Raw genomic sequence first — 16,334 nt, 5'->3', positions numbered from 1 at the left:
ATGGTCAAAACGGCCACCCGACGCGGCTTTCCGTCTTTACAGCGACGCAAGCCTTCAGCAAGATTCGGTCAGCCTGTCTCAAAAAGGGCACGCATTTGTCCTATGCTTAACGGCGACGCCCGGCCAGGCCTCGCCCCGCCGTCCGTTGCAACAGCCATTCATCCGTCAGAACCAGGGAGCCTTTGCCATGCTGAAAAAGCTGCTGATGCTGTTCGTCGCGCTATCGCTGTCGCTTGCCGCCGGCCTCGCCGCGGCCGTCGAAGTCAACACGGCCGACCAGGCCGCGCTCGAATCGGTGAAGGGCCTCGGCCCCGTGAAGTCGAAGGCGATCATCGACGAACGCACCAAGAACGGCCCGTTCAAGGACGCGGACGATCTCGCGAACCGCGTGAAGGGTCTCGGCACGAAGTCGGTCGGGCATCTGGAGGAAAACGGCCTGACGATCGGCGGCTCGTCGACGCCGCCGAAGGGCGTGAAGCTGTCGAAGCCGGCCGCGACGACCTCGTCGACCACGTCGGCCACGACGCCGGCAGGCACCGCTCCGACGTCGACGACCGCGACGGCCGGCACGACGGCTGCGGCACCTGCACCGGCCGCGAGCGCTCCGGAAGCGGCGACCAAGCCGGCCAAGGGCAAGCGCGCCTCGAAGAAGGAGAAGGCGGCCGCTGCCGCGGCGGCCTCCGCCGACGCGGGCGCGAGCGCGAGCGCGCCGGCCGCAGCGTCGTCCACGAAGGCGACGAAGGGTTCGAAGAAGAAGAGCAAGAAGGACAAGGCAGCCTCCGCCGCCGCGGCGTCGGGCGCCTGATGTGCGCCGCGCGCGCGATGGCGTGCGCGCGGCATTCGATCAACGGGCGCCGTCGTCACGGCGCCCTTTTCAGTAAAGGTGAAGAACCATGGGTCTCCTCGATATCGTTGGCGGTCTGCTCGGCGGCCAGGCCGGCGGCAACTCGCAAAGCGCGCTGATCGCGACCGCGCTCGAATTCATCAACAACCAGCCGGGCGGGCTGAACGGCCTGATCGAGAAGTTCCAGAAAGGCGGCGCCGGCGACGTGATCGGCTCGTGGGTCGGCACCGGCGAAAACCAGCCGATCTCGCCCGACACGCTGCAGAACGTGCTCGGCTCGGACGTCGTCGGTTCGCTCGCCAGCAAGATCGGCATCGATCCGGGCCAGGCCTCGTCGATCCTCGCGCAGGTGCTGCCGCACGTCGTCAACAGCGCGACGCCGAACGGCGAAGTGCCGGCCGGCGGCCAGATCGACACGTCGAACGTGCTGGGCACGCTCACGCAGCTCGCCGGCATGTTCGGCGGCAACAAGCAGGCCTGAGCCGCGCCGGCTGACGGCCTCGCCGGCGGTTTCGGCCGCCCCATATGCAAACACCCCGCCTGAGCGGGGTGTTTGTTTTTGCGTGCCCGGCGCGAACCGGACACGCGGCCGATTGCCGGCGATCAGTGCACGACGCGGTCGAACACGAACTGGCCGTCGTTGACGTCGACCGGGATCACGTCCTTCGGACCGAAGCGGCCCGCGAGGATCAGCTTCGCGACCGGGTTCTCGATCTCCTGCTGGATCGCGCGCTTCAGCGGCCGCGCGCCGAACACCGGATCGTAGCCGACCTTCGCGATCTGCTCGAGCGCCGCCGGCGACACGTCGAGCGCCATGTCGAGCTTTGCGAGCCGGTCGTGCAGGCGCGCGAGCTGGATCTTCGCGATCGACTCGATGTTGCTGCGATCGAGCGCGTGGAACACGACGACGTCGTCGATCCGGTTCAGGAACTCCGGACGGAAGTGCTGCTTCACTTCGAGCCACACGGCGTCCTTGATCTCTTCCTGCGGCGAACCCGTCATCGCCTGGATCACCTGCGAGCCGAGGTTCGACGTCATCACGATCACCGTGTTCTTGAAGTCGACCGTACGCCCCTGCCCGTCGGTCATGCGGCCGTCGTCGAGCACCTGCAGCAGCACGTTGAACACGTCCGGATGCGCCTTCTCGATCTCGTCGAGCAGGATCACGCTGTACGGCTTGCGGCGCACGGCTTCCGTCAGGTAGCCGCCTTCCTCGTAGCCGACGTAGCCCGGCGGCGCGCCGATCAGCCGCGCGACGCTGTGCTTCTCCATGAACTCGCTCATGTCGATGCGGATCAGGTGCTCTTCGGAATCGAACAGGAACGACGCCAGCGCCTTGCACAGCTCGGTCTTGCCGACCCCCGTCGGGCCGAGGAACAGGAACGAGCCGTACGGACGGTTCGGATCGGCGAGACCCGCGCGCGAACGACGGATCGCATCCGCGACCGCGCTGATCGCCTCGTCCTGGCCGACCACGCGCTCGTGCAACTTCTCCTCGATGTGCAGCAGCTTCTCGCGTTCGCCCTGCATCATCCGCGACACCGGAATCCCGGTTGCGCGCGACACGACTTCCGCGATTTCTTCGGCGCCGACCTGCGTGCGGAGCAGCCGCGGACGCGTCGGGTTGTGCTGCTCCTGCTCTTCGGCCTGCGTGACCTGCTTCAGTCGCGACTCGAGTTGCGGCAGCTTGCCGTACTGCAGTTCGGCGACCTTCTCCAGCTTGCCTTCCCGCTGCAGACGCGCGATGTCGGCGCGCACCTTCTCGATCTCTTCCTTGAGCTGCGCGCTGCCCTGCACCGCGGCCTTCTCGGCGGTCCAGATCTCTTCCAGGTCAGCATATTCGCGGCCGAGCCGCTCGATCTCTTCCTCGATCAGCTGCAGGCGCTTCTGCGACGCTTCGTCCTGCTCCTTCTTCACGGCCTCGCGCTCGATCTTCAGCTGGATCAGCCGGCGATCGAGCTTGTCCATCTCTTCGGGCTTCGAATCGATTTCCATCTTGATCTTCGACGCAGCCTCGTCGATCAGGTCGATTGCCTTGTCCGGCAGGAAACGATCGGTGATGTAGCGATGCGACAGCTCGGCCGCGGCGACGATCGCCGGGTCGGTGATGTCGACGCCGTGGTGCAGTTCGTACTTCTCCTGCAGCCCGCGCAGGATCGCGATCGTCGCCTCGACGCTCGGCTCGTCGACGAGCACCTTCTGGAAGCGGCGCTCGAGCGCGGCATCCTTCTCGATGTACTTGCGGTATTCGTCGAGCGTGGTCGCGCCGATGCAGTGCAGCTCGCCGCGCGACAGCGCCGGCTTCAGCATGTTGCCCGCGTCCATCGCGCCTTCGGCCTTGCCAGCACCGACCATCGTGTGAATCTCGTCGATGAACACGATCGTCTGGCCTTCGTCCTTCGCGATGTCGTTGAGCACGGCCTTCAGGCGCTCCTCGAACTCGCCGCGATACTTCGCGCCGGCGAGCAGCGCGGCCATGTCGAGCGACAGCACGCGCTTGCCCTTCAGCGTCTCCGGCACTTCGCCGTTGACGATCCGCTGCGCGAGCCCTTCGACGATCGCGGTCTTGCCGACGCCCGGCTCGCCGATCAGCACCGGGTTGTTCTTGGTGCGGCGCTGCAGGATCTGGATCGAACGGCGGATTTCGTCGTCGCGGCCGATCACCGGATCGAGCTTGCCCGCGCGGGCGCGCTCGGTCAGGTCGACCGTGTATTTCTTCAGCGCCTCGCGCTGGCTTTCCGCGTCCTGGCTGTGCACCTGCGAGCCGCCGCGCACCGCGGCGATCGCGGCTTCGAGCGCCTTGCGCGTGAGGCCGTGCTGGCGGGCCAGCTTGCCGGCTTCGCCCTTGTCGTCGGACACGGCGAGCAGGAACATCTCGCTCGCGATGAACGTGTCGTTGAGCTTCTGCGCTTCCTTGTCGGCCTGGTTCAGCAGCCCGGCCAGCTCCCGGCCGATCTGGATGTCGCCGCCCGTGCCCGTCACTTGCGGCAGGCGCGAAATGGCTTCGTTCAGCGCGCCTTGCAGCGCCTGCACGTGAACGCCCGCGCGCGACATCAGCGAGCGGGCGGAGCCATCCTGCTGCGCGACCAGCGCCGCCAGCACGTGAACGGGTTCGATGTATTGATTGTCGCGGCCTGCCGCGAGGCTTTGCGCGTCAGAGAGTGCTTCCTGGAACTTGGTGGTGAGCTTGTCGATTCTCATTTGGTGAGACCTCCAATTTTCGATTAACACCAAGATGAGGATGGTTATACGGGTTTCAAGCGGAATTCGGGTTGATTCAACGCAAAAATCGCCGAGCGGCGACCCGCCGGCCTGTGGGCGGGCCGCAGCGCGGACGGCGGGGATGGCGCCGGCGTGTCAGTCGCCCCTCGACGACGATTCGGCGGCCGCCGGCGCGTCATCCCCGGACGGTTCGGCGCGCACCCGCGCGATCGGACGAATGCCCAGCAGCGCGGCGAGCGGCGACGCGGGCACGCTCAGCTCGCCGAGCGTGTGGCGGTCGAGCTCGGCGAAGAATGCGTCGCGCGCGGCCGCCAGCACACCTTTCAGGCGGCACTGCGGCTCGATCACGCAGCCGCGCGCCTCGTCGCCGTCGGCCACGAAGCAGCCGACCAGCGCGAAATCGTTTTCGGTCGCGCGCACCACCTGGCCGACCGTCAGCTTCAGCGATTCGGGGAACAGCCGCAGCCCGCCGTTGCGGCCGCGCACGGTGTCGACCCAGCCGAGCTCGCCGAGCTGCTGCACGACTTTCATCAGATGGTTCTTCGAGATGCCGTAGGCGTCCGAGATCTCCTGGATCGTCGCGAGCCCCTCGCCGCGCACGGCGAGATACAACATGACGCGCAGCGAGTAGTCGGTGTAGTCGGTGAGTCTCATGAGCAGATACGGAAAATCGTCGATCGTGCCCCGCTCGGGCGAAGCGGGTCGATCGGAACGCGCGCGGGGGCGGCTGTCGAGGCCACCCACGACGCCGGGTTGCCGGGACGGCCTGCGCGCAATAAGATGCATGAAATTTGCGCATTTTTCAGGCAGGGGTGGACGCTATTTTGCGTCAAAATTCCGTCGGCGTCCTGCGCGTTGCCCGCGCCGCCGTTCCGCCGACACGTCACCGATGCCCTGAATTTCCCGGCCCTTTTTTGCCATGACCGCCCTGCCCGCCACACCCGATACCGCCCCGGCCCGCCCGCGCGACGCCGAACCGACCGAAGACAACATCCGCGACCTCGTGTACGCGTTCTACGACCGCGTGCGCGCCGATCCGCTGCTGGGCCCCGTGTTCGACGCGAAGCTGGACGGCCGCTGGGACGACCATCTGCCGAAGATGGTGAGCTTCTGGTCGAGCCTCGTGCTCGGCACCAAGAGCTATCGCGGCAACGTGCAGCAGGCGCACCAGCCGCTCGACGGGATCGAGCCCGCGCATTTCAGCCGCTGGCTGTCGCTGTTCCTGAAGACCGTCGAGGGGCGCTACACGCCGCCCGCGGCCATCCGCTTCATGGAGCCCGCGCTGCGGATCGCGCAGAGCCTGCAGCTGAGCCGATTCGGCTGGGATTACCCGATTCCGCCCGAGCAGCAGGCGCTGCTCGACGCGATCGCGCCGCGCCGCCGCGACACGGGCGACGATCCGCATGCGCTGCCGTCACGTGCCCGCGGCGAACCGTTTCCGACGAAGATCATCGGACGCGGCACGGATCCGGACGCCTGACACGACGATTCGCGGCGCTCGAACCCGCGAGCGCCTGCGGCACATCGCCGCACAATGCGAACGCCGCGCTCAACGCGGCGTGTTACCCGATTCGACGCCCCAGCGCGCGAGCGCCACATCGTCGGTGCTGCGGGCATCGACCCAGCGCTCGCCGTCCGGCGTTGTTTCCTTCTTCCAGAACGGCGCCTCGGTCTTCAGGTAGTCCATCACGAATTCGCACGACGCGAACGCGTCGCCGCGATGCGACGCGACCGTCGCGACCATCACGATCTGGTCGAGCGGCAGCAGCCGGCCGACGCGGTGCACGATCGCGACGTCGATCCCGGGCCAGCGCCGGCCGGCCTCGGCGGCGATCTTCTCGAGCGCCTTCTCGGTCATCCCCGGATAGTGCTCGAGTTCCATCGCGGCGACCGAATCGCCTTCGTTCAGGTCGCGCACGGTGCCGACGAAGCATGCGACCGCGCCGATCTTCGGGTTGCGCGCGCGCAGTGCCGCGACTTCGGTGTTCAGGTCGAAGTCGTCGGTCTGGATTCGTATCGTTGCCATCATCTGCCTCTGTCGACCAGAGTTGGCGCTTTAGCGCTTACTCTGGTCCCATGCTTTGCGGTCGACCAGAGTTGGCGCTTTAGCGCTTACTCTGGTCCCATGCTTCGCGGTCGACCAGAGTTAGCGCTTTAGCACCTACTCTGGTCCCATCCAAAGCTCAACCGCCCGTCACCGGCGGAAAGAACGCGACCTCGCAACCGTCGGTGAGCCGCGTATCGGGATCGGTCATCTCGTGATTGCATGCCATGCGCAACGCGCGCCCTTCGGCGAGCGTTTCGGCCCACGCGCCGCCGCGCAGGCGCAGCCAGGCGCGCACGTCGCCGACGGTCGTCACGCCGTCCGGCACGTCGGCCTGCTCGTCGGACACGCCCAGCGCCTCGCGCACGCTTGCAAAGAATTTCAGCTGAATCTTCATAAGTCGGGAAGCCGTCGTATTACGACAGCAATTCGGAAAACGGAATGAAACGCACGGTCTCGCCCGCGCTGATCGCGTGCTGCGGCGGATTGTCGATCAGTCCGTCGCCCCAGACCGTCGACGTCAGCACCGCCGAGCTCTGGTTCGGGAACAGGTCGAGGCCGCCGGCCGCGTTGACGCGCGCGCGCAGGAATTCGTTGCGCCGGTCGCCCTTGCCTTGCGAGAAGTCCGCGCGCAGCGACAGCGCGCGCGGCGCGACGTCGCGCACGCCGGACAGGCGCAGCAGGAACGGCCGCACGAACAGCAGAAACGTGACGAAGCTCGACACGGGGTTGCCCGGCAGCCCGATGAAATGGGCGTCGGGACGCGCGTCGCCGCGGCGCACCGCGCCGAACGCGAGCGGCTTGCCCGGCTTCATCGCGATCTGCCACAGCGCGAGCCGCCCTTCGGCCTCGACGGCCGGCTTCACGTGATCCTCGTCGCCGACCGATACGCCGCCGCTCGTCAGGATCACGTCGTGATCGCGCGCGGCCTCGCGCAGCGTGTCGCGGGTCGCGGCGAGCGAGTCGGGCACGATCCCGTAGTCGGTCACGTGGCAACCGAGCCGCTCGAGCAGCCCGCGCAGCGTGAAGCGGTTCGAGTTGTAGATCGCGCCGGGCTTCAGCGGCTCGCCCGGCATCGTCAGTTCGTCGCCGGTGAAGAACACCGCGACGCGAATCCGCCGCGCGACCGACAGCTGCGCGCAGCCGACCGACGCGGCCAGCCCGAGCGCCTGCGGCGTGAGCCGCGTGCCGGACGGCAGGATCACCGAACCCTGGCGGATGTCCGCGCCCTGCGCGGTGATCCATTCACCGGCCTTCGGCGTGTGCAGGATCTCGACCGCATCGCCGTCGGCCGACGTCTGTTCCTGCATCACGACGGCGTCGGCGCCGGGCGGCACCGTCGCGCCGGTGAAGATCCGCGCGGCCGTGCCCGCCGCGAGCGGCGCAGCCGGATGGCCGGCAGGAATCCGCTGCGACACCGGCAGGCGCCGCTCGCCGTGCAGCAGGTCGGCGACGCGCACCGCGTAGCCGTCCATCGCGCTCGTATGCATCGGCGGCACGTCGAGCGGCGAACTCACGTCGGCCGCCAGCACGCGGCCGAGCGCGTCGAGCGTGGCGACGGTTTCGGCGCCGGGCAACGGCTTCGCGGCTTCGAGCAGCGCGGCGAGCGCCTCGGCGGTCGACAGCATCGGCGCGCGCGGCGCCGCGGGATTCGGATTCGACATCGATGGAATCGGGGAAACGTTGGAGTCAATACGTCATTGTAGCGACGCCGTCGCGCCCACGCGCGATATGCCGGACATGCGGCAACTGTGATCGGCGCGAACACGCGGCACTGGCACTCGTTGCGATTTGCTTGTTTCGATTCGCGCGCCGGCGGACGGCGCGCCCGTGCGCGGCCGCCGCCCAACCCAAACAAAACGGCCGGAACCCCGATCCGTGCGACGAATCGGCATTCCGGCCGTGCTGCGCCGCCGGGCTTGCGACCCCGCGGCACGGTGCTACCCCGGTGCTACGTCATGCGCCCGTATGCGCGACGATGAAGTCCTTCACCTGCTGCGCGTCGGCCTTCACGACCTCGAAACGCTGCGGCAGCGCCTCGAGCCCGTCGAATGCAGCCGGCCGCTCGGCCTCGCGATCGAGCGCTTCGCGGATCGTCTCGCCGAACTTGATCGGCTGGGCCGTCTCGAGCACGACCATCGGCACGCCCGCGTCGAGATGCTCGCGCGCGACCTTCACGCCGTCGGCCGTGTGCGTATCGATCATCGTGTCGTAGCGCGAGAACACGTCGCGGATCGTCGCGATACGGTCCGTGTGGCTGCTGCGGCCCGACACGAAGCCGAACTCGGCGACGCGCGCGAAATCGCCGCTCGCCGCGAGATCGAAACCACCCTTCTCCTCGACGTCGCGGAACAGCTGCATCACGCGGGCCGGATCGCGGCCGAGCAGGTCGAACACGAAGCGCTCGAAGTTCGATGCCTTCGAGATGTCCATGCTCGGGCTGCTCGTGTGATAGGTGTTTTCCGCGCTGCGCACGCGGTATGCGCCGGTGCGGAAGAACTCGTCGAGCACGTCGTTCTCGTTGGTCGCGACCACGAGCTTCGCGATGGGCAGGCCCATCATCCGCGCGATGTGACCCGCGCAGACGTTGCCGAAGTTACCCGACGGCACCGTAAACGACACGCGCTCGTCGTTCGACGTCGTCGCCGCGAAATAGCCCTTGAAGTAGTACACGACCTGCGCGACGACGCGCGCCCAGTTGATCGAGTTGACCGTGCCGATCTTCTGCTGCGCCTTGAACGCGTGATCGTTCGAGACAGCCTTCACGATGTCCTGGCAGTCGTCGAACACGCCTTCGACCGCGAGGTTGAAGATGTTCGGATCCTGCAGGCTGAACATCTGGGCGGTCTGGAACGCGCTCATCTTCTTGTGCGGCGACAGCATGAACACGCGCACGCCTGCCTTGCCGCGCATCGCGTACTCGGCCGCGCTGCCGGTGTCGCCCGACGTCGCGCCGAGGATGTTCAGCGCTTCGCCGTGCTTCGCGAGCGTGTACTCGAACAGGTTGCCGAGCAGCTGCATCGCCATGTCCTTGAACGCGAGCGTCGGGCCGTTCGACAGTTCGAGCAGCGACAGCGCCGCGCCGTTCTCGGTGCCGAGCGTCTTCAGCGGCGTGATGTCGGACGCATTCTCGCCGTGGCGCGTGTTGCTGTATACGGCGGCCGTATAGGTGCGGCGCGTGATCGCGCGCAGGTCGTCGGCCGGCACGTCGTCGCAGAACTTCGACAGGATCTCGAACGCGAGATCCGCGTACGGCAGCGTGCGCCAGCGCGCGAGTTCGTCGGCCGACACCTGCGGGTATTCGGCCGGCAGGTACAGCCCGCCGTCCTTCGCAAGGCCGCCGAGCAGGATGTCGGAGAACGTGTGGCGCTCGCCGATGCCGGCGCCGCGCGTGGAGATGTAGTTCATGTCGTTCCTGGTCCTCAGTTCAGCGCTTCCATGCGCAGCTTCGTCACCTTCGAGACCACCGTCGCGAGGCGCTCGATCTGCGCGATCGCCGCGTTCACGTGCTTCTCGAGCGTCTCGTGCGTGATCAGGATGATGTCGGTTTCGCCGTTCGCGTCGTCGACCTGCTCCGATTCCTTCTGCAGCAGCGCGTCGATCGAGATGCCCGTGGCGGCGAGGATGCGCGTGATGTCCGCGAGCACGCCGGTCTGGTCGGCCACGCGCAGGCGCAGGTAGTAGCCGCTCGTCACTTCCTCGATCGGCAGGATCGGCGTGTTCGACAGGCTGTCCGGCTGGAACGCGAGATGCGGCACGCGATGCTCTGGGTCGGCCGTGTGCAGGCGCGTGACGTCGACGAGATCCGCGACGACCGCCGACGCGGTCGGTTCCGCGCCCGCGCCCTTGCCGTAGTACAGCGTCGTGCCGACCGCGTCGCCGTGCACGACGACCGCGTTCATCGCGCCCTCGACGTTCGCGAGCAGGCGCTTCTCCGGAATCAGCGTCGGGTGCACGCGCAGCTCGATGCCGTTTTCGGCGCGGCGCGCGATGCCGAGCAGCTTGATCCGGTAGCCGAGCTCTTCCGCGTAGCGGATGTCGGTCGCGTCGAGCTTGCTGATGCCTTCGACGTAGGCACGGTCGAACTGGACCGGCACGCCGAACGCGATCGCGCTCATGATGGTCGCCTTGTGCGCGGCGTCGACGCCTTCGATGTCGAAGGTCGGATCGGCTTCCGCATAGCCGAGCTCCTGCGCGGCCTTCAGCGCGGTCGCGAAGTCGAGGCCGCGGTCGCGCATTTCCGACAGGATGTAGTTCGTCGTGCCGTTGATGATGCCGGCGATGTACTGGATGCGGTTCGCGGTCAGGCCTTCGCGCAGCGCCTTGATGATCGGGATGCCGCCGGCGACGGCCGCCTCGAACGCGACCATCACGCCCTTCTCGCGCGCGGCCTCGAAGATCTCGGTGCCGTGTACCGCGAGCAGCGCCTTGTTCGCCGTCACGACGTGCTTGCCGTTCGCGATCGCGCGCAGCACGAGCTCGCGTGCGATGCCCGTGCCGCCGATCATCTCGGCGATGATCGAGATCGACGGATCGTCGACGACCGCGTTGAAATCGTCGGTGATCTGCGCGGCGCCGGCGTTACCGCCGAGCGCGGCCTGCGCCTTGGCCGGATTGCGCACGGCAATGCGCGCGATCTCGATGCCGCGCCCCGCGCGTCGCTTGATTTCTTCCTGGTTGCGGTGCAGCACCGTGAAGGTGCCGCTGCCGACGGTGCCGAAGCCCAACAGGCCAACTTTGATCGGTTCCATGCTGCGTGTGATCGATGAGTAAGAATTGAATGAATGCCGGGGGACGCTGTCCGCTCAGACCGAATGACGCTTGCGGTAGCCGTCGAGGAAGCGCGCGATCCGGTTGATCGAATCGGTCAGGTCGTCGAGGTTCGGCAGGAAGACCACGCGGAAGTGATCCGGCGCCGCCCAGTTGAAGCCCGTCCCCTGCACGAGCAGCACGCGTTCCTCGAGCAACAGGTCGAGGATGAACTGCTGGTCGTTCTGGATCGGATAAAGCTTCGGATCGAGGCGCGGGAACATGTACAGCGCGGCCTGCGGCTTCACGCAGGTCACGCCGGGAATCGACGTGAGCATGTCGTACGCGAGCTCGCGCTGCTTGAAGAGGCGCCCGCTCGGCACGATCAGCTCGTTGATGCTCTGGTAGCCGCCGAGCGCGGTCTGGATCGCGAACTGCCCGGGCACGTTCGCGCACAGGCGCATCGACGACAGGATCCCGAGGCCTTCCAGGTAATCCTTCGCGCGCCGGCGGTTGTCGCCGCCGAGGCCCGACACGGCCATCCAGCCCGCGCGGTAGCCGCACGAGCGATAGCTTTTCGACAGGCTGTTGAACGTGACGGTGATCACGTCTTCCGACAGCGAGCCCAGCGCCGTGTGCTCGAGCCCGTCGTAGACGATCTTGTCGTAGACCTCGTCGGCGAACACGATCAGCCCGTGCTGACGTGCGATCTCGAGCAATTCGAGCAGCAATTCGTCGGAATAAAGCGCGCCGGTCGGGTTGTTCGGGTTGATCACGACGATCGCCTTGGTGTTCGGCGTGATCTTGCGGCGGATGTCGTCGAGGTCGGGCATCCACGCGTTCTGCTCGTCGCACACGTAGTGCACGGGCGTGCCGCCCGACAGGCTCACGGCGGCCGTCCACAGCGGGTAGTCGGGCGCCGGCAGCAGCACTTCGTCGCCGTCGTTCAGCAGCGCCTGGGTCGCCATCACGATCAGCTCGGACGCGCCGTTGCCGATGTAGATGTCGTCGAGGCCGACACCGACGACGCCCTTTTGCTGCGTGTAGTGCATCACGGCCTTGCGGGCCGAGAACACGCCCTTCGAATCCGAATAGCCGGACGACGCCGGCAGGTTGCGGATCATGTCCTGGATGATTTCGTCCGGCGCGTCGAAACCGAACGGCGCGAGGTTGCCGATGTTCAGCTTGATGATCCGGTGGCCTTCTTCCTCGAGGCGCTTCGCGTGCTCGAGCACGGGGCCACGGATGTCGTAGCAGACGTTGAGCAGCTTGTTCGACTTCTGAATCGGTTTCACGACGACACGGTTCCTGGGTTGGCCTTGCGGCCGGGGACGGGATCAAAACTGGAGAGCGGCTGGTCTATGCGCGCTGTCTAGACTGGGGAAAATGCGGGCAGTCGGACGCGGCTTGTGGCGACGCACGATGCAAGTGGCGCCCGGGGGCGACCAAAAAGTTATAATTTAGCGGATTTTGGCCAACTTTCGCAATGCACCATGGCCGCTCCGGGCCCGCGCCGTCAGGCGTCCCGCGTGCGCCGGTCGCGAAACGGCCGCCCGGGCCCGTGCGGCCCTTGCCAGACCTTCCCTCCACGGAACCGCGGAATACCGATTTGAAACTGCACCAGGACACGAGCGGCGCGCTCAACACCGTCACCGGCTACGGCCCCGATTATGTCGACGTCAACCTCCAACGCCACGAAGGGAGCGTCATCGTGCTGCCCGGCGCGCCGGTGCGGGACTGGCCCGTGTCGTCGTTCGACGCGCTTGCGCCCGAGCATTTCGCGATGCTGCTCGACCCGGCCCCCGAACTCGTGATCTTCGGCAGCGGCGCGCGGCTGCGCTTCCCGCACCCGCGCCTCGTGGCCGCGCTGACGGCCAAGCGGATCGGCGTCGAGACGATGGATTTCCAGGCCGCCTGCCGGACCTACAACATCCTGATGGCCGAGGGCCGCAAAGTGGCCGCCGCGCTCTTAATTGAACGTTAATCCCCGATGCGGTAAAACTCGGGCCGGCACACCGGGTCGATCCCCGGATCATCACGCGGATCGGCAACCGGCAAGCCGGCCGCCGCCGGCGCGACCCGCCGGCGGCGCTTACAACAACCAACAGGCTGAAAATTCATGAACGATACGCCGTCGAGGCTACCGCTCAATCGCATCACGCTCGTCCTCCTGCTCGTCGCGCTCGCGATCGTCTGGTTCGCGCCGCTCGGGCTGCGCCACCTGATCCCGAGCGACGAAGGCCGCTACGCGGAAATGGCGCGGGAAATGTTCGTCACCGGCGACTGGATCACGCCGCGCTACAACGGCTACAAGTATTTCGAGAAGCCGCCGCTGCAGACCTGGCTGAACGCGCTGACGTTCGCCTGGTTCGGCATCGGCGAATGGCAGGCGCGCCTGTACACGGGCCTCGCCAGCTTCGCCGGCGTGCTGCTGGTCGGCTTCACGGGCGCGCGCCTGTTCAACCCGTTGTCCGGCTTGCTCGCGGCCGTCGTGCTCGCGTGCTCGCCGTACTGGAACCTGATGGGCCACTTCAACGCCCTCGACATGGGGCTCGCGTTCTGGATGGCGCTGTCGCTCTGCTCGCTGCTGCTCGCGCAGCGGCCCGGGCTGCCGGCGGGCGCGGTGCGCGGCTGGATGTGGGCGTGCTGGGCCGCGATGGCGTTCGCCGTGCTGTCCAAGGGCCTCGTCGGCCTGATCCTGCCCGGCGCCGTGCTCGTGCTCTACACGCTGATCGCCCGGGACTGGGCACTGTGGAAGCGGCTGTATCTGGTGAGCGGCCTCGTGATCTTCTTCGCGATCGTCACGCCGTGGTTCGTGCTCGTCCAGCAGCGCAACCCCGAGTTCTTCAACTTCTTCTTCATTGTCCAGCAGTTCCGCCGTTACCTGACCCCGGAACAGAACCGCCCGGGCCCGTTCTACTATTTCGTGCCGGTGCTGCTGGTCGGCTTCCTGCCGTGGCTGTCGGTCGCGTGGCAGAGCATCCGCCATGCGCTGCGGATGCCGCGCCAGCCGAACGGCTTCTCGCCGATGCTCGTGCTGCTGATCTGGAGCGCGTTCATCTTCCTGTTCTTCAGCACGTCGCACTCGAAGCTGATCTCGTACGTGCTGCCGGTCGCGCCGGCGCTCGCGCTGATCATCGGCGCGTACCTGCCGCTGATGAGCGCCGACCGGTTCCGCCGCCACCTGCTCGGCTACCTCGTGTTCTTCGTCGTCGCGGCGTTCGGGATCATCTTCCTCGCGTATCAGGGCGACGCCCGCACGCCGAACGCGCTGTATCGTGCGTTCCAGGTGTGGCTGTACGCGGGCCTCGCGGTCGCGGGCGCGCTGACGCTCGCGGCCGCCTGGCTGAACCGCCGCGTGGGCGTCGCGGCCGCGATCACCGCGTTCGGCGCCGCGTGGCTCGCGTTCGGCACGATCGGCGGCACCGGTCACGACGAATTCGGCCGCTACAGCTCGGGCGCGCTGCTCGCGCCCGCCGTGCGCGCCGAACTGGCGAAGCTGCCGCCCGACACGCCGTTCTACTCGATCGAGATGCTCGATCACACGTTCCCGTTCTATATGGGCCACACGACGATCATGGTCCAGCGCCAGGACGAGCTCGCATTCGGGATCTCGGTCGAGCCGGACAAGTGGATCCCGACCGTCGACCAATGGATCGAACGCTGGAAGCAGGACACCCATGCGCTCGCGATCATGCCGCCCGGCCAGTACGACACGCTGGTCAGGCAAGGCGTGCCGATGCGCGTGATCGCGCGCGACAACCGCCGCGTGATCGTCGAGAAACCGCAATCGTAAGGACGCCCGCCGCATGAATCCCGTTTCGTTCGTCTGCATCATCACCGGCGTGATGCTCAACGCCTGTGCGCAACTTCTGCTGAAAGCCGGCGTCAACGCCGTTGGACACTTCGAATTCAGCCGTGCGAACATCCTGCCGGTCGGCCTGAAGATCGCGACCCAGCTGCCGATCATCGGCGGCCTCGGCTGCTACGTGCTGAGCGTCGTCGTCTGGATTGTCGGGCTGTCGCGGGTCGACGTGTCGATCGCCTACCCGATGCTGTCGCTCGGCTACGTGGTCAACGCGTTCGCCGCCTGGTACCTGTTCGGCGAGGTGCTGTCGGTCCAGCGGCTGGTCGGCATCGGCATCATCCTGATCGGCGTGCTCGTGCTCGCGCGCAGTTGAGCGCGCCCCGCCGGCCCGGCGGGCATTAAGCGTCCGCCTACAAAAAATCACGGTACGAATCCGGCAACCGGTGTTTAATGCCGGTTTCGGGCCGGATCGCCCGACCCCTTTATTACACGCCATTACAGGCAAAGTGTTCATGAGCCAGACTACCGCTCCGTTCCTGCCGTTCACCCGCCCCGAGATCGACGAGGAAACCATCCAGGGCGTCGTCGACGTGCTGCGCTCGGGCTGGATCACCACCGGCCCGCAGAGCCAGAAGTTCGAAGCCGCGCTGTCCGAGTACTGCGGCGGCCGTCCGGTCCGCGCGTTCAATTCGGGCACCTGCACGCTCGAGATCGGCCTGCGCATCGCGGGCGTCGGCCCCGGCGACGAGGTGATCACGACGCCGGCGTCGTGGGTGTCGACCAGCAACGTGATCCTCGAGACGGGCGCGACGCCCGTGTTCGCCGACATCGACCCCGTCACGCGCAACATCGACCTCGACAAGCTCGAGCAGGCGATCACGCCGCGCACGAAGGCGCTCATCCCGGTCTACCTGGCCGGCCTGCCGGTCGACATGGACCGCCTGTACGCGATTGCGCGCGCACACAACCTGCGCGTGATCGAGGACGCCGCGCAGGCGCTCGGCTCGACGTGGCAAGGCAAGCGCATCGGCGCGATCGGCGACATCGTGTCGTTCAGCTTCCACGCGAACAAGAACCTGACGACGATCGAAGGCGGCGCGCTCGTGCTGAACAACGAGGACGAGGCGACGCTCGCGCAGAAGTACCGGCTGCAGGGCATCACGCGCACCGGCTTCGACGGGATGGACTGCGACGTGCTCGGCGGCAAGTACAACCTGACCGACGTCGCCGCGCGCGTCGGCCTCGGCCAGCTGCCGCACCTCGAGCGCTTCACCGCGCAGCGCCGCGCACTCGCGCGCGCGTATTTCGCCGCGCTCGACGGCGGTGCGGCCGTGCAGCTCGGGCTCGGCCTGCCCGTCGCCGATTTCGAGAACAGCAACTGGCACATGTTCCAGGTCACGCTGCCGCTCGACCGGCTGTCGATCTCGCGCGCCGATTTCATGGCGCAGATGAAGGAGCGCGGCATCGGCACGGGCGTCCACTATCCGGCCATCCATCTTTTCACGCTGTATCGTGCGCGCGGCTTCAAGGAGGGCATGTTCCCCCACGCCGAACGATACGGCGCATCGACCGTCACGCTGCCGCTCTTCACGCAGATGACGGAAGACGACGTGCGTCGCGTGGCCGACGCCATCAACCAGATTTGCGAACAATACGGAAAATAAGCG

General features: G+C 67.0%; 15 protein-coding genes. 7 read left to right on the top strand and 8 right to left on the bottom strand.

Annotated elements, in window-relative coordinates; all coding sequences use genetic code 11:
• Positions 1-187: 187 nt before the first annotated feature.
• The gene (locus DID99_RS07980; protein ID WP_124666462.1) at positions 188-805 is read left to right on the top strand and encodes a helix-hairpin-helix domain-containing protein; all 618 of its coding nucleotides are present in this window, start codon (positions 188-190) and stop codon (positions 803-805) included.
• Positions 806-893: 88 nt separating this feature from the next.
• Positions 894-1,325 (top strand): YidB family protein, encoded by a 432-nt coding sequence (locus tag DID99_RS07975; protein ID WP_124486282.1) that lies wholly within the window; start codon positions 894-896, stop codon positions 1,323-1,325.
• Between the two features lie 122 nt (positions 1,326-1,447).
• Here the strand turns inward: DID99_RS07975 and clpB are convergent, their stop codons facing one another.
• Both clpB and DID99_RS07965 read right to left on the bottom strand, forming a co-directional pair.
• Positions 1,448-4,045: an ATP-dependent chaperone ClpB gene (gene clpB, locus DID99_RS07970; protein ID WP_044847251.1), complete on the bottom strand. Its 2,598-nt coding sequence runs from the start codon at positions 4,043-4,045 to the stop codon at positions 1,448-1,450.
• Positions 4,046-4,201: 156 nt separating this feature from the next.
• Positions 4,202-4,720 carry an Rrf2 family transcriptional regulator gene (locus DID99_RS07965; RefSeq protein ID WP_124486281.1) on the bottom strand — a complete coding sequence of 173 codons (519 nt, stop codon included), beginning with the start codon at positions 4,718-4,720 and terminating at the stop codon, positions 4,202-4,204.
• Positions 4,721-4,985: 265 nt separating this feature from the next.
• Here DID99_RS07965 and DID99_RS07960 point away from each other — a divergent pair, with 265 nt between their 5' ends.
• A complete protein-coding gene (locus tag DID99_RS07960) occupies positions 4,986-5,546 on the top strand; it encodes a group III truncated hemoglobin (RefSeq protein ID WP_124666461.1) in 561 nt (186 codons plus the stop codon).
• 69 nt (positions 5,547-5,615) lie between these two features.
• Here DID99_RS07960 and DID99_RS07955 read toward each other — a convergent pair whose 3' ends face one another.
• The 6 genes from DID99_RS07955 to DID99_RS07925 all read right to left on the bottom strand — a co-directional run bounded on the left by DID99_RS07955 (position 5,616) and on the right by DID99_RS07925 (position 12,154).
• The gene (locus DID99_RS07955; protein WP_124666460.1) at positions 5,616-6,092 is read right to left on the bottom strand and encodes a molybdenum cofactor biosynthesis protein MoaE; all 477 of its coding nucleotides are present in this window, start codon (positions 6,090-6,092) and stop codon (positions 5,616-5,618) included.
• 157 nt (positions 6,093-6,249) lie between these two features.
• Positions 6,250-6,507 (bottom strand): molybdopterin converting factor subunit 1, encoded by a 258-nt coding sequence (gene moaD, locus DID99_RS07945; protein WP_006758354.1) that lies wholly within the window; start codon positions 6,505-6,507, stop codon positions 6,250-6,252.
• A gap of 19 nt (positions 6,508-6,526) precedes the next feature.
• Entirely contained in the window at positions 6,527-7,774 is a 1,248-nt protein-coding gene (glp, locus tag DID99_RS07940) for a gephyrin-like molybdotransferase Glp (RefSeq protein ID WP_124486279.1), read from the bottom strand.
• Between the two features lie 292 nt (positions 7,775-8,066).
• A complete protein-coding gene (gene thrC, locus DID99_RS07935; protein WP_044847246.1) occupies positions 8,067-9,518 on the bottom strand; it encodes a threonine synthase in 1,452 nt (483 codons plus the stop codon).
• A gap of 14 nt (positions 9,519-9,532) precedes the next feature.
• Positions 9,533-10,861 carry a homoserine dehydrogenase gene (locus DID99_RS07930; protein ID WP_124666459.1) on the bottom strand — a complete coding sequence of 443 codons (1,329 nt, stop codon included), beginning with the start codon at positions 10,859-10,861 and terminating at the stop codon, positions 9,533-9,535.
• A 54-nt stretch (positions 10,862-10,915) separates the two neighbouring features.
• Entirely contained in the window at positions 10,916-12,154 is a 1,239-nt protein-coding gene (locus DID99_RS07925) for a pyridoxal phosphate-dependent aminotransferase (RefSeq protein WP_124486277.1), read from the bottom strand.
• Between the two features lie 314 nt (positions 12,155-12,468).
• Here DID99_RS07925 and DID99_RS07920 point away from each other — a divergent pair, with 314 nt between their 5' ends.
• From DID99_RS07920 to DID99_RS07905, 4 genes are all read left to right on the top strand, one after another.
• Positions 12,469-12,843 carry an Mth938-like domain-containing protein gene (locus DID99_RS07920; RefSeq protein WP_006754746.1) on the top strand — a complete coding sequence of 125 codons (375 nt, stop codon included), beginning with the start codon at positions 12,469-12,471 and terminating at the stop codon, positions 12,841-12,843.
• 135 nt (positions 12,844-12,978) lie between these two features.
• Positions 12,979-14,655: a glycosyltransferase family 39 protein gene (locus tag DID99_RS07915; RefSeq protein ID WP_124520207.1), complete on the top strand. Its 1,677-nt coding sequence runs from the start codon at positions 12,979-12,981 to the stop codon at positions 14,653-14,655.
• Between the two features lie 13 nt (positions 14,656-14,668).
• Positions 14,669-15,040 (top strand): EamA family transporter, encoded by a 372-nt coding sequence (locus DID99_RS07910; protein ID WP_044847242.1) that lies wholly within the window; start codon positions 14,669-14,671, stop codon positions 15,038-15,040.
• A gap of 139 nt (positions 15,041-15,179) precedes the next feature.
• Positions 15,180-16,331: a DegT/DnrJ/EryC1/StrS aminotransferase family protein gene (locus DID99_RS07905; protein WP_044847241.1), complete on the top strand. Its 1,152-nt coding sequence runs from the start codon at positions 15,180-15,182 to the stop codon at positions 16,329-16,331.
• Positions 16,332-16,334: the final 3 nt, after the last annotated feature.

Source organism: Burkholderia sp. Bp8986 (genome assembly GCF_003854225.1).
GTDB lineage: Bacteria > Pseudomonadota > Gammaproteobacteria > Burkholderiales > Burkholderiaceae > Burkholderia.
Note: the sequence above shows the minus strand (reverse complement) of the source record. Positions and strands in the feature narration are given on the sequence as shown.

Excerpts from the sequence above, each read along its gene's own strand:
- DID99_RS07955 (WP_124666460.1), bottom strand. The coding sequence starts at position 6,092 with ATGGCAACGATACGAATCCAGACCGACGACTTCGACCTGAACACCGAA.
- DID99_RS07980 (WP_124666462.1), top strand. The coding sequence starts at position 188 with ATGCTGAAAAAGCTGCTGATGCTGTTCGTCGCGCTATCGCTGTCGCTT.
- DID99_RS07965 (WP_124486281.1), bottom strand. The coding sequence starts at position 4,720 with ATGAGACTCACCGACTACACCGACTACTCGCTGCGCGTCATGTTGTAT.
- glp (WP_124486279.1), bottom strand. The coding sequence starts at position 7,774 with ATGTCGAATCCGAATCCCGCGGCGCCGCGCGCGCCGATGCTGTCGACC.
- DID99_RS07905 (WP_044847241.1), top strand. The coding sequence starts at position 15,180 with ATGAGCCAGACTACCGCTCCGTTCCTGCCGTTCACCCGCCCCGAGATC.
- moaD (WP_006758354.1), bottom strand. The coding sequence starts at position 6,507 with ATGAAGATTCAGCTGAAATTCTTTGCAAGCGTGCGCGAGGCGCTGGGC.
- DID99_RS07930 (WP_124666459.1), bottom strand. The coding sequence starts at position 10,861 with ATGGAACCGATCAAAGTTGGCCTGTTGGGCTTCGGCACCGTCGGCAGC.
- DID99_RS07915 (WP_124520207.1), top strand. The coding sequence starts at position 12,979 with ATGAACGATACGCCGTCGAGGCTACCGCTCAATCGCATCACGCTCGTC.
- clpB (WP_044847251.1), bottom strand. The coding sequence starts at position 4,045 with ATGAGAATCGACAAGCTCACCACCAAGTTCCAGGAAGCACTCTCTGAC.
- DID99_RS07975 (WP_124486282.1), top strand. The coding sequence starts at position 894 with ATGGGTCTCCTCGATATCGTTGGCGGTCTGCTCGGCGGCCAGGCCGGC.
- DID99_RS07910 (WP_044847242.1), top strand. The coding sequence starts at position 14,669 with ATGAATCCCGTTTCGTTCGTCTGCATCATCACCGGCGTGATGCTCAAC.
- thrC (WP_044847246.1), bottom strand. The coding sequence starts at position 9,518 with ATGAACTACATCTCCACGCGCGGCGCCGGCATCGGCGAGCGCCACACG.
- DID99_RS07960 (WP_124666461.1), top strand. The coding sequence starts at position 4,986 with ATGACCGCCCTGCCCGCCACACCCGATACCGCCCCGGCCCGCCCGCGC.